The following is a 12,897-nucleotide window of genomic DNA, read 5'->3' as shown; positions in this document are numbered from 1 at the left end:
ATAGAGGGCGTCCGAACATGGTGCAGAAGAACGACAATCCTGCTGATCCGTTCAAGAAGGCCTTGGCCGAGGCCACCAAGGTCATGGCCGACGATCCGGAGCTGAGCGTTTCCTACACTGTTGACCCCTCGGGCTTGTCGGGCGAAGCGATGCGCCTGCCGCAGGTCAGCCGCCGCATGACCCGTGAAGAGGTCTTGCTGGCACGCGGCACGGCGGATGCCTTGGCCTTGCAGCGTCGGTATCATGACGACGCGACACACGCACGCTATGCGCCTCCGGGGGATATGGCGCGGGACCTGTACGAAGCAATGGAGACCGCCCGGTGCGAGGCAATGGGCGCGCGCGATATGCCCGGCACCGCCAGCAATATCGACGTCAAGATCGCGCATGAGGCGATCCGGCGCGGCTATGACCAATGCAAGCAACCTGCCGATGCGCCCTTGTCGGTTGCGGCAGGGTATCTGATCCGGCATCTGGCCACGGGGCGCGATCTGCCTCCGGCGGCGGAAAACATCATGAACCTGTGGCGCGGGTTCATCGAGGAACAGGCTGGTGGCGTTCTCGAGAACATTGGTGAGGTTCTTTCGGATCAAGCCGAGTTTGCCAAATTCGCGCGTCAAGTGATCAAAGACTTGGGCTATGGTGACCAGCTGGGCGATGACCCGGATGAGTTGGATGACGAGCAGGAAGATCAGGCCGAAGAGGACGCTGAAGAGCAGCCTGACCCCGACAGCACCGGTCAGGATGAACAAGACGAGCTCGACGCTGACGCCACGCCGGAACAGAGCCAGGAAGAGCAGCAGGATCAGTCGCAGGCCCAGGTCTCGATGGATGAGATGGCTGATGAAGAGATGGGCGACGAGGCTGAGATGCCCGAAGGGGAGGCTCCGCTGGAGCCCCCGGCGCCACCGCCAGCTTCGGATGCGGACCCGGATTATAAGGTTTATCTGAACACCCATGACGAGGAGATCGCGGCCGAAGATCTGGCCGAACCGGCCGAGTTGGAACGGTTGCGCGCTTATCTGGATCAACAGCTAGAGCCGCTAAAGGGCGCAGTGAGCCGGCTGGCCAACAAGTTGCAGCGCCGCCTTCAGGCGCAACAGAACCGCAGTTGGGAATTCGATCTGGAAGAAGGCATTCTGGACGCCAGTCGTTTGGCTCGGGTGGTGGCGAATCCGACCACGCCGCTGAGCTTCAAGATGGAAAAGGACACCGAGTTCCGCGACACCGTGGTGACGTTGCTGCTGGATAACTCCGGCTCGATGCGCGGGCGTCCGATCTCAATCGCTGCGATCTGTGCCGATGTTCTGGCGCGGACGCTGGAACGCTGCAACGTCAAGGTCGAGATTCTGGGCTTTACCACCCGTGCATGGAAGGGTGGGCAGGCACGTGAGGCGTGGTTGAACGACGGTCGCCCGCAGCAGCCGGGGCGTTTGAACGATCTGCGCCACATCATCTACAAGGGGGCTGATGCGCCCTGGCGGCGAGCGCGCCCAAATCTGGGCCTAATGATGAAAGAAGGCCTGCTGAAGGAAAACATCGACGGCGAAGCGCTGGAATGGGCCCATCGCCGGATGATGATGCGGCGCGAACAGCGCAAGATCCTGATGGTGATCTCGGACGGGGCGCCGGTTGATGATTCAACGCTCAGCGTGAACCCGGCGAACTATCTGGAAAAGCATCTGCGCGACGTCATCGCCATGGTGGAAAAGCGCAATATGGTCGAACTGCTGGCCATCGGGATCGGCCATGACGTTACACGGTATTATGACCGTGCCGTCACGATTACCGATGTCGAACAGCTTGCCGGTGCAATGACCGAACAGCTTGCCGCCCTCTTCGACAATGACCCAAGGGCGCGCGCCCGTGTGATGGGTATGCGCAAGGTCGGTTGAACGCGGCTTTGGCCTGTCGTTGTCATAAATCGAAGGGCGCGGCCCTGAAGTGATGAGGTAATAAATGTTCCAATCCTTTGCCGTAACCGCGCGCCCCGAACAAGGGCCACCCCGGTTGGCCGCTTTGCGCACAGAGATGGCTCAGGCTGGATTGGACGGGTTTTTGGTCCCTCGCTCGGATGCGCATCAGGGCGAATATGTGGCCCCTCGGGATGAGCGTTTGGCGTGGTTGACAGGCTTCACAGGATCGGCCGGGTTTTGTGTTGCGTTGACCGATGTCGCCGGGGTGTTCGTCGATGGGCGCTATCGCACGCAGGTCAAGGCACAGGTCGCGCCGGAATATACTCCGGTCAACTGGCCCGAAACCACCCTGAGCGCGTGGTTGAAGGATCAGTTGCCCCAAGGTGGCAAGGTGGGGTTCGATCCCTGGCTGCACGCGGCGGCTCAGATCGCCGGCGCGCAAAAGGATCTGGCAGGTACCGGGATTGAGCTGGTGCGTTCTGCCAATCTGGTTGACAGCATTTGGGACGATCAGCCTGCCCCGCCGATGAACCCAGTCAAGGTGCACCCGCTTGAATTTGCGGGCGAGACCTCGGACAGCAAGATCGCTCGGTTGGCCGCCGCACTGCGTGACGCGGGATGTGGGGCAGCCGTGATCACTTTACCGGATTCGATCATGTGGCTGCTGAACGTACGTGGCTCGGATATCGGATATAACCCCGTGGCCCATGGGTTTGCCATTTTGCATGCAGATGGAGGTGTCGATCTGTTCATGGCGGCAGAGAAACTGTCTGCGCCCTTGGAGCCTCAGGTTCGGCTACACACGCCCGAGGCGTTTCTTGACGCTGTTGCCGCGCTAGAGGGGCCGGTTCAGGTCGATTTGGGAACGCTGCCGCAGATCGTGGCTGATGCGGTGCAGGACAAGGTCGTCGATGGTGGCGACCCCTGTGCCCTGCCCAAAGCCTGCAAGAACCCAGCCGAGATCGCGGGCAGCGCCGAGGCGCATCTGCGCGATGCCGTTGCAGTAGTCGAGACATTGTGCTGGCTGGACGCGCAGCACCCCGGCAGTGTGACCGAAACGCAGGTGGTGACGCGACTGGAGGACAACCGCCGCAAGGACAATGTGCTTCAGGATATCTCGTTCGACACCATCGCGGGCACCGGTCCCAATGGGGCGATCATGCATTACCGCGTGACCGAAGAAACCGATACCCTGCTGGAAAACGGCCATATTCTGGTTCTGGACAGCGGCGGTCAGTATCTTGATGGCACCACCGATATCACCCGGACCATCGCCATTGGCGAGGTTGGGAACGAAGAGAAAGCCTGCTTTACCCGCGTTCTGAAAGGCATGATCGACATGTCGATGCTGCGCTGGCCCGTGGGCTTGGCCGGACGAGATATCGAATGCGTGGCGCGAACGCCCTTGTGGGCGGCGGGGCAGGATTTCAACCATGGCGTCGGCCACGGCGTGGGCGCGTATCTAAGCGTGCACGAGGGCCCTCAGCGCCTGTCGCGCGTCAGCCATGTGCCGTTGAAGCCGGGCATGATCCTGTCAAACGAGCCGGGCTATTACCGCGAAGGGGCTTTTGGCATCCGCATCGAAAACCTCGTGGTGGTGCAAGAGGCCCCTGCCCTACCCGGTGGCGACGACGAGCGGGCGATGTTGAACTGGCGAACGCTGACATTTGTGCCCATCGACCGTCGGTTGATTGTGGTCGAAATGCTCAGCGCGGCTGAGCGTGACTGGCTGAACGCCTATCACCGCGACGTTACGGAAAAAATCCGACCCAGGCTGGGCCCAGCCGCGCAACTGTGGTTGGATGCCGCAACCGCGCCGATCTGACACAAGACTGTCACACTCACAGGGCAGAGGAGAGGCCCGAAACAACTTAAGGGGAAGGAATATCTATGACCGAGATCACCATTCGCAAAGCGTCAGGCAAGTGGAGCGTACGTTCGGGCGGTGCCATTTTGGGCGAAACCACCAATGCGCTTGAACTGCTGGAAGGTGATTTGGAACCGGTCATCTACTTCCCCCGCAGCGATATCGCCATGGCCTTTCTGGACCGCACGGACAAAAGCACCCATTGCCCGCATAAGGGCGACGCCACGCATTTCTCGATCGTCAATAAGTCCTCAACTACAGAAAACGCGGCTTGGAGCTATGAGGACCCAATCCAAGCCGTGGCCGAGATCAAGGATCACATCGCGTTCTATCGCCTCGAGTCGGTCAAGGTCGAACAAATCTAGGACGACCGGGCTAAATCGCCCTCCGCATTGCTTGGTTTGCCTGAAGGTCGTGCCGTACCCGTGCAAAAGCTTGTGCCATCGACGTCAATGTATGCGGAGGGCATCCGATCCTTTGCAAACATGAGGCGTCGACAACCCGAACTAAACCGCTAAATGCCGATCGCACCACATCATCGACTGGGTCTTCTTTCGGGCCGAAAGTCAGGTCGTGGTAGTGGAACCCTTGACCCGGTGCAGTTGTCCCAAGCGTGTGGCGCACCCTATGCGCTGACAGCCACTCCAACAGGCGCTGCAGCTGCGTGTCACCGTCAGGGTCAGGTAGTCGAACAGCTTCGACCGTTGTATGGTGCAGATCATAGCGCAATTGAACCTGTGTTCTGGGGGTCCATATCCGAACGGGTTGGACGAAGTCGATCAGGCGACCGATGCGCTTGCCCCTCAGATGCGGCCCCAGTCCGAAAGTGGCCGTCAACAAACTGATCGGCGCCTGTGACACCGCGTAGACTGAGGCGAACATATCACAGCGCCCATCCACCTTGTGTTTCAACGTCAGCGCATTGAAATTCCCCCGATCCGCGTAGCTGCGGGCCGAGCCCAAAGCGCGATTCAGTCGAAAGCAGTTGATCGTATAGGGCGCGTGGTCGCGAAACATTAGTCGGTTGAGTTGCGATACGCTGCGCATCAGCAAGCTGGCCGTGCCCCACACACCTGCCGCCAGAAAGACACAGCGTGCCTGAAGCACATCGCCTCCGTCCAGTTCTATTGAGACCAGCCCCTCGCGGGCCTCAATCCGATGCACCCGCCCATCAATAGGTTCGACTTGCTCAAGCTCATTCAGACGCGCCTTGAATGCCAGAGCCATGGCATCAAGCCCGGACCCCGGTGCCTGCGCGGTTCCGGTCAACAACCGTGGAGCGCTTTTTTCAAATCCGTTATCCAAATGCTCTCGCCGGACACCGCCAGTTATTTCGAGGTCGGCCTGCACCGTATCGCAGGCGGCGCTGTAATCCTTCCAGCTTTCAAGAAAAGGGCCGTCGCCCCAGGGATCACCGCTGTCATAGAGCTGCAACTGCTTGCCCCAATAATTGGCCAATCCCCCAATCTCGGCTGAAGAAAACAGTGGTGGTGCTCCCTCGGACACAACGGTGCGTTCCGTCAGGTGCGCAGGTTGCTGGCGCTCATAGGCGACCGAAACAATTTTGGGCGGACCTTCGACATTGGAGCGTTTGGTTGCTCCAGTTATGACCGCTATAGATAAAGCCTGCCCGCGCATTGCGGTCAGCGCGGCGTAGGCGGCGGGTCCCGCCCCTATGACGGCAACATCAAACACGCGCATCTGCTTGCCCCCAGCGGTGCAAACCACAATCACAGCCCGGAACAGAAACCGGGCAACCGCCCAAGATCACAAGCAAATTTCTGCCGATAGGGCTGATCACTGTGGACTTACTCATCGCGCACCAGCAAAGGGACCGGACAACAAGCAGGGGTTGCACACACTATCGCGGAACCAACGCACGTGTGCGTTAGGGGCCATGGGGACCCGCAAAGAGAGGTTCTTCAAATTCATTCGCGTATTGCCTCCAACTATATGAGTTTAGGCACAAAATCAGATCAGTCGTATCAGGTGGCGCAAACTTCTGCGTCGTCAATTCACCAAAAACCCGGAAATAATCAGGTTGTATTTCTCAAATCGAAACCGGGTCGCTTTCCGTAATCTTACCGACAAAACCGGTTTTCGATCAAGGAAGCGGCCGCTCACGCCCGGTTCACGCGCCTGTTGAATGCATTTTAGGTCGCGGCAAGGCAGAATACGCGCGATCATCAGCCGGAGGATGCAATGTCAATAACGCGCCGCAATTTTGTAGGATTACTTGGGGCCGCAACAGCCATGCCCGGTGCCCTGTCTGCGCAAACGGACCCTGTGCTGGACGCGGTTCGGTCCACGCTTTACAGCAGTCGCACGGATTTCGAGAAAAGCATGAAATTTCTGGTCGAGCGCGGCAGCCCTGACGTCGTGCCCGCCCTGCTGACCGCCGTGCGCTATGGCCGTCGCCGCAGCGATGACATCACCCAGGTCATGCGCACCCTCACCGGCGAAGATATTGGTACCGACTGGTTCGACTGGATGATCTGGCAGGAAAAGAACCCGCAAGTCGTGCCTCACCCCTCGCTTATCCCGTTCAAGCGCGAAGTGTTGCTGGGCATCGACCAGAATTTCGACGATTTCCTGCGGCCCGAATATCTGCAACGCGACAAGATGAAGATCCGGTTGGAAGAAATCACATGGGGCGGTGTTCAAAAGGACGGCATCCCTTCGTTGGACAATCCCAAGCTGATCTCTGCCTCGGATGCGGATTATCTGAAGGACGGCGATCTGGTTTTTGGTGTTTCGATCAACGGGGATGAGCGCGCCTATCCGCTGCGCATCATGGGCTGGCACGAAATGTTCAACGAAGTGATCGGAGGCGTCCCGGTCGCGCTGGCCTATTGTACGCTCTGCGGGTCGGGTATCTTGTTTGAAACCCAGGTTGAAGGGCGGCGGAAGCCCTTTGTCTTTGGTTCATCGGGCTTCCTGTACCGTTCGAACAAGCTGATGTTTGACCGCGAGACCCATTCGTTGTGGAACCAATACACCGGCAAACCGGTCGTCGGCCCTCTGGTCGACAGCGGGATCGAGTTGAAACAGCGCCCTGTGGTCATCACCACATGGCAAAGCTGGAAGGCGTCGCATCCCAAGACCCAGGTTCTGTCGCTCAGCACCGGCCACCGGCGCAACTATGGGTCGGGTGTGGTATATCGCGACTATTTCGCCTCGTCCGAGTTGATGTTTCCGGCGCTGGTCGATCAGTCGCTGCACCGGCAGAAGGACTATGTCTTCGCCATCCGCCAGTTCGGTGCGGCGCGCGCATGGCCGCTGGATGCGTTCAGCAACACGCGGGTGATCAATGACGCGATTGCCAACCGGCCCTTGGTGCTGATCGGCAACCCCGACAAACGCGCCGTTCGCGCCTATGAGCGCAAGTCCAACCGCTTTACCGCGTCAGATGGTGGGCTGGTCGACCAGAAGGGCGGAAAGTGGCGCCTGACCGAAGAGGCGCTGGTCGGGCCCGACAGCACAGAATTGCCGCGCGTGGCCGGACATATCTCGTACTGGTTTGCGTGGGACAATTATCTGGGTGACACAGCGACGGTCTATCGCGGCTAGGAATGTTCCTCGGCCGCCGTGGCAGCCAGCGCGCGGTTATAGGCTTTCAGCGCATCAATGTGGAACAGCGCGCCGACCGGGTTTTCGCAGCCGTCTTCGTCAATGATCACGACCGGGATACAGGGAATGTCGTCCCGGTCGAAATAGGGCATCGCCGCCTCAAGCGTGGCGCTGGCCTTGACACAAAGGCCTTGTTGGATCAGCGCCTGCGCCTCTTCCCTGGTGATCGAGCGCGGAGCGCCAATCGGGCGCATCACCGCCCCCGCCCGCAGCATCGCCAGCAGATAGGCCTGTGGCCCCGCGGCCAGATGCACGTCACGGCGTTCCAACTGTGTCAGGAAGAATGACCGGTCCACAAGGCGCGAGGCCAGTGCGGTCGACATCGAGACCGAGACCATCACCGCCAGTCCGATCTGCCATTCACCGGTCAATTCAAACACAATCAACGTGGTCGAGATCGGCGCGCCCAACACGGCAGCGGCCACCGCGCCCATCCCGGCAAAAGCATAAAGCGACGGTGTCCCTGACACATCCGGCAACACCCCCGTAGCAATCCAGCCAAAGGCCAACCCGGTCAGTGCTCCCACCATCAATGAGGGCGAAAAGACCCCTCCGCCCATGCGTCCGCCCATCGTGATCGCCAAGGCGACAGTTTTGATAACGGCAAACAGGATCGCGGCAGACAGAGTCAGATCCCCGGCCAAAGCGCGGATCGTGGTCTCATATCCAACGCCAATGATATGGGGAAACCAGATCGCAATCAGACCCAGCATCGCCCCGGACACCGCAGGGCGCAGCCATCCCGGAAGGGATAGGCGGTTTTGGATATGGTTGCCGATATCCTCAGCGAAAAAGATCGATCGCATGAGCAGCAACGCCACCAGCCCGCACACAAGGCCCAGGATCAAAAAGGCGGGCAGTTCCACATAGAATTGCAGCGTTCCGGGCGTGTCCAAAGTAAACTCGGTCACGTCGCCATATTCCAACCGGTTGATCACCGTCCCCGCAACCGAAGCAATCACGATGGGTGCAAACGCATGCACAGCAAAGTGCCGCAGCACGACCTCGAGCGCAAACAATGCGCCGGCGATGGGTGAGTTGAAGCTGGCTGAAACCGCCGCCGCCACTGCGCAGCCCAGCAGGTCACGACCGGTGATCCCGTCGGCATGGATACGATTACTGACCCAGGTCGAGATCACCCCGGCCATGTGCACAACTGGCCCTTCTCGCCCTGAGGAACCGCCAGTGCTAAGCGTGATCAGCGAGGCAAAGAACGAAGCGACCCCGGCCTTCCGTTCGACCCGTCCATCGGTCAGCGCCGCCCCTTCGATCACGTCCGCGACCGAGCGCACCCTCCCGTCATCGGTGAACCTGTGCAGGATGATCCCTACGATTAGACCCCCGACAATGGGGGTGATCAGGATCATGAACCAAGGCAACATCTCGGCGTGGCTGTGGAGTAGTAGGATGTTTTCCGTATCATAGACCCAGGCTTGCAAGGCGCGGATCGCCTTGCGAAATCCAAGCGCCATGAACCCGGCTGCGATCCCGATCACAAGCGCGATAAGCCAGAACTGAAACTGGCTGGGTCCGCGCCGCCGCATCACCCGCCATGCATCCTTTATGGCGGCCAAAGCCTGATGCAGCTGGTTGCGCAAAACGGTGCGGGTTGATTGGCTCATGTGCCCTCGGGGGATCAGTACCTACCCCTTACTAAGCTACGGGCGGCACGGATAAAAGCGGGATCGCGCAGGTGAGAAGGTCTATGCGTCCAACAGGGCACGCGCGGCGGCGCGCGCCTCGTCCGTGATGGTGTCGCCTGCAACCATGCGGGCGATCTCATCCACCCGGTCCGGGTCGGCCAACGGGATGACGGTCGACAGAGTTTGCCCCTCGGTGACTTGTTTTTGAACCCGCCAGTGATGTGCCGCACGCGCAGCTACTTGAGGCGAGTGCGTCACGACCAGAACCTGCCCGCCCTGCGCAAGCGAGGCCAGACGGCGGCCCACCGCATCGGCAGTTGCCCCGCCGACACCGCGGTCGATTTCATCGAAGATCATCGTGCGGGCGCTATCTTCGCCGGTCAGACAGACCTTGAGCGCCAGCAGGAAGCGGCTGAGCTCTCCACCCGAGGCGATCTTGTTCAGCGGACCCGAAGGTGCGCCGGGGTTGGTGGCAACGGTAAAGGCCACTGCGTCGGCGCCCTCGGGGCCGGGATCAGTGGAAGATATTTCGGTCTGAAACACCGCTCGTTCCATCTTGAGCGGCGCAAGCTCGGCCATCACAGCCGCATCCAACTGCCCCGCTGCCTGCCGGCGCGCATTACTAAGCGCTGTCGCAGCCCTGTCATAGGCAGCCTGCGCAGCCTCAACCGCAGCACGCTGATCAGCCAGATCGGCATCACCTGCGTCCAGTTTGTGCAGACGCTCACGTAGCGTATCGGCAAACGCGCCCAGATCATCGGGGGCCACGTCATGTTTGCGGCCAAGTGCGCGGATGGCGAACAGACGCTCCTCGGCCTGCTCCAATTCTGCGGGGTTGAAGTCCAAAGCTTGTAGGCAGACATTGACGCCATCCTGCGCCTCGCCCAGTTCGATCAGGGCGCGGCCAAGCGCGGCGATGGGTTCCTCTAACTGACCGCCCGCGTTGTCGGATACGCCTTCCAGCCAACGGACTGCGTCGGACAGGGCGCCTTCAGCCCCGTCTCCGCCCAGCAGGTCAAAGGCCCGCGCCACGTCGTCTCGTATGCGCTCGGCTCCCTGCATCATGCGGCGGCGGGCGTCCAGTTCGGCGTCTTCGCCCGGTTGTGGGTCCAGCTTGTCTAACTCTGCCACGGCGTGACGCAAGAATTCCTCTTCCGCGCGCATAGCGGCCAAGGCAGCATCGGTCTCGGCCAACGCTTTCCGCGCGCGCGACATCCCGTTCCAGGCCGCACGAACCGAGGCCAGATCATCCGCGACCCCGGCATAGTCATCCAGCATCGCCCGATGCCCGCGCGGGTTCAACAGGCCTCGGTCATCATGCTGACCGTGCAACTCAACCAATGTCTCAGACAACGCCCGTAACACCTCGCCCGAGCAGCGGCGGTCATTGACCCACGCGGTCTTGCGCCCCTCGGCGGTGTTCACGCGGCGCAGGATCAATTCCTCGCCGCTGGGCAATCCGGCCTCGGCCAGAATGGCGTGGGCGGGATGATCGTCCGATAGCTCGAACTCGGCCACAACCTCGCCCTGCGCAGCACCCTGACGGACCAATTCGGCGCGACCGCGCCAGCCCAGCACAAAGCCCAGCGAATCCAGAAGAATTGACTTGCCCGCACCGGTTTCACCGGTCAACGCGTTCAGGCCCGGTTGGAAGGTCAGTTCCAACCGGTCGATGATTAGCATGTCGCGGATATCAAGGGCGCGCAGCATCGGGTCTTAGCGTCCCACGCCGTTCGTCATGACGATTACAACCACTCACCTTTGACGGTCTGGCGGTAGATCTGGCTCAGCCAATTGTTGCCCAGGCTTCTGGGTTTCAGCCCACGCGATGTCAGCAGTTTGTAGCCCGCATCATACCATTCCGACGAGCGGTAGTTGAACCCAAGGATCGCACCGGCCGACTGCGCCTCATCCACCAGCCCCAAGGACAGGTAGGACTCGATCAGACGATAAAGCGCCTCGGCGGTATGAGAGGTGGTCTGGAAATCCTCGACCACAACGCGGAACCTGTTGATTGCCGCCGTATAGTGATCCTGACGCAGATAATAACGCCCGATCTCCATCTCCTTGCCCGCCAGGTGATCAAAGGCCAGATCGAATTTCAGAACGGCAGAGGTTGCGTATTCGCTGTCCGGATAGACTTCGATCACCGTGCGCAGAGATTGCAATGCCTGAAAGGTCAGACCCTGATCGCGCCCGACCTCGTCAATCTGATCATAGTAGCTAAGCGCCAGAAGGTACTGCGCATAGGCCGCATCTTCATCCGCCGGATAGAAGTCGATGAAGCGCTGCGCAGCAGCGCGGCTTTCTTCGTAGTTCTTGTCCGAGTGATACGAGAACGCCTGCATGATCAGCGCGCGCTTGGCCCAATCCGAATAGGGATAAAGGCGTTCGACTTCCGAGAAATACCACGCCGCATCGTCCGAGCGATTCTGCGACAGCTCAAACTCACCGCGTGTGAAAATTTGCTCGGGGGTAAACCCCTCAAGGTTCTGGCTGCGGTCGGCCCCTTGGCCGCCACATGCTGACAAAACTGCTGTCAGAAGAATCGCGCCCGCGAATCTGACCGCCGCCCTGGTGCCACCCATTCCGCCTATCCTTGTTATATTACTTGTCGGAGCGAACCCCGGATTTAGGCTTGGTTTAGCACATATAATTCCGGGGCAAAACGCCTTAGTAAAGCCAGCACCGGAATTGTACGCAGAGTTGATCCAATCAGGCGACAGCCGGGATTTCGTCCCAGATCAAGCCCTGACCGGGCAAACGCGCGGCTTGTTCGGCCGTGCACAGGATCGGTCGCACTGCGCCTGGCGTCTCGAAGAGGGTGCGCAGCAATGTGTTGGTCAACGAGTGGCCGGACTTGTCGCCGGTGAAACGACCCAGAATCGGACCGCCCGCGAGGTAGAGATCCCCCAACGCGTCCAGCATCTTGTGGCGCACAGCCTCATCTGCGCGACGGAACCCGCCCGGCGTCAGAACCTCGTTCCCCTGAACCACCACGGCGTTTTCTAGCGTGCCACCCAGGGCCAGACCGTTTTCGCGCATCGCTTCAACATCTATGCGACGGCAGAAGGTGCGGCAATCGCTGAGTTCCCGCGCAAATGATCCGTTGCGCATGTCCAGCGTTTTAGTCTGACGGCCAATGGCGCCATCTTCAAAGTCGATGTGGAAGTCAATGATCAGACCGTCCGCAGGCGCAATCGACGCACTGGCCCCCTCACGCGAGGCAGTAACGGGCTTGAGCACCTCATAGGCCAACACCGGGCTGGCCTGACGGCGCACACCTTTGGTCATGATCCCGCGTACAAATTCGATCGAAGACCCATCCATGATCGGCACTTCGGGACCGTCAATCTCGATCAGTGCGTTGTGAACACCACAACCCGCCAGCGCTGCCATGATATGTTCGACCGTCGATACCGACACACCCGCCTCGTTCACCAGACGCGTACACAGCGGGGTCCGCTCCACCACGTCGTAAATCGCAGGGATCAGCGCATTGCCCAGATCAATATCCGTCCGTTTGAACCAAATGCCATGACCGGCGGCTGCCGGTTTGAGAACCATGTTTGCAGGCTTGCCGCTGTGCAGCCCGACACCGGTAAACGTGATCGGAGATTTGAGCGTATGTTGCAATGTGGGCCTCGGTGAGTGGTGTCCGGCCTGCTTTAGCCGTGTTGGGCATTCAGTTAAGGAACGCAGGCGAAAGGCTCAACTCACTCTTTGTAACCGAATGAAACATGAATGTAACAGATCGGCAAAACCCTGCTTACATCGGGGCATGCTGTTGTTTTGAAACGAAAAAGGGCCGCCACTAGGCAACCCTTTTTACGCATTTTGT

Annotated in this window: 9 protein-coding genes; 4 read left to right on the top strand and 5 right to left on the bottom strand. The window is 60.0% G+C overall.

Annotated features, from left to right (window positions below; translation table 11 throughout):
• Positions 1–17 precede the first annotated feature (17 nt).
• The 3 genes from cobT to AC2FJ6_RS07085 all read left to right on the top strand — a co-directional run bounded on the left by cobT (position 18) and on the right by AC2FJ6_RS07085 (position 4,148).
• Entirely contained in the window at positions 18–1,895 is a 1,878-nt protein-coding gene (cobT, locus tag AC2FJ6_RS07095; protein WP_170769230.1) for a cobaltochelatase subunit CobT, read from the top strand.
• 64 nt (positions 1,896–1,959) lie between these two features.
• The gene (locus AC2FJ6_RS07090) at positions 1,960–3,741 is read left to right on the top strand and encodes an aminopeptidase P family protein (RefSeq protein ID WP_170769229.1); all 1,782 of its coding nucleotides are present in this window, start codon (positions 1,960–1,962) and stop codon (positions 3,739–3,741) included.
• 65 nt (positions 3,742–3,806) lie between these two features.
• Positions 3,807–4,148, top strand: a complete 342-nt coding sequence (locus AC2FJ6_RS07085) for a DUF427 domain-containing protein (protein ID WP_170769228.1) — start codon at positions 3,807–3,809, stop codon at positions 4,146–4,148.
• Positions 4,149–4,158: 10 nt separating this feature from the next.
• Here the strand turns inward: AC2FJ6_RS07085 and AC2FJ6_RS07080 are convergent, their stop codons facing one another.
• On the bottom strand, positions 4,159–5,484 hold the full coding sequence (locus AC2FJ6_RS07080) for a hypothetical protein (protein WP_170769227.1): 1,326 nt from the start codon (positions 5,482–5,484) through the stop codon (positions 4,159–4,161).
• 501 nt (positions 5,485–5,985) lie between these two features.
• On the opposite strand from AC2FJ6_RS07080, the gene AC2FJ6_RS07075 reads away from it, so the two are divergent.
• Positions 5,986–7,353: a DUF3179 domain-containing protein gene (locus AC2FJ6_RS07075; protein WP_170769226.1), complete on the top strand. Its 1,368-nt coding sequence runs from the start codon at positions 5,986–5,988 to the stop codon at positions 7,351–7,353.
• On the opposite strand, the gene AC2FJ6_RS07070 is transcribed toward AC2FJ6_RS07075, so the two are convergent.
• The 4 genes from AC2FJ6_RS07070 to lpxC all read right to left on the bottom strand — a co-directional run bounded on the left by AC2FJ6_RS07070 (position 7,350) and on the right by lpxC (position 12,692).
• Positions 7,350–9,035, bottom strand: coding sequence for a chloride channel protein (locus AC2FJ6_RS07070; protein ID WP_170769225.1), 1,686 nt, complete (start codon positions 9,033–9,035; stop codon positions 7,350–7,352). The two genes, AC2FJ6_RS07075 and AC2FJ6_RS07070, sit on opposite strands and share 4 nt — an antisense overlap.
• A gap of 81 nt (positions 9,036–9,116) precedes the next feature.
• Positions 9,117–10,766: a DNA repair protein RecN gene (recN, locus tag AC2FJ6_RS07065; RefSeq protein WP_496668711.1), complete on the bottom strand. Its 1,650-nt coding sequence runs from the start codon at positions 10,764–10,766 to the stop codon at positions 9,117–9,119.
• A 35-nt stretch (positions 10,767–10,801) separates the two neighbouring features.
• Positions 10,802–11,644: an outer membrane protein assembly factor BamD gene (locus tag AC2FJ6_RS07060; protein WP_170769223.1), complete on the bottom strand. Its 843-nt coding sequence runs from the start codon at positions 11,642–11,644 to the stop codon at positions 10,802–10,804.
• A gap of 127 nt (positions 11,645–11,771) precedes the next feature.
• On the bottom strand, positions 11,772–12,692 hold the full coding sequence (gene lpxC / locus AC2FJ6_RS07055) for a UDP-3-O-acyl-N-acetylglucosamine deacetylase (RefSeq protein ID WP_170769222.1): 921 nt from the start codon (positions 12,690–12,692) through the stop codon (positions 11,772–11,774).
• Between the last annotated feature and the right edge of the window lie 205 nt (positions 12,693–12,897).

This window comes from Ruegeria sp. CDSA089, assembly GCF_059612205.1.
The sequence above is the reverse complement of the archived record's forward strand: the minus strand, read 5'-3'. Positions and strand labels throughout refer to the sequence as shown.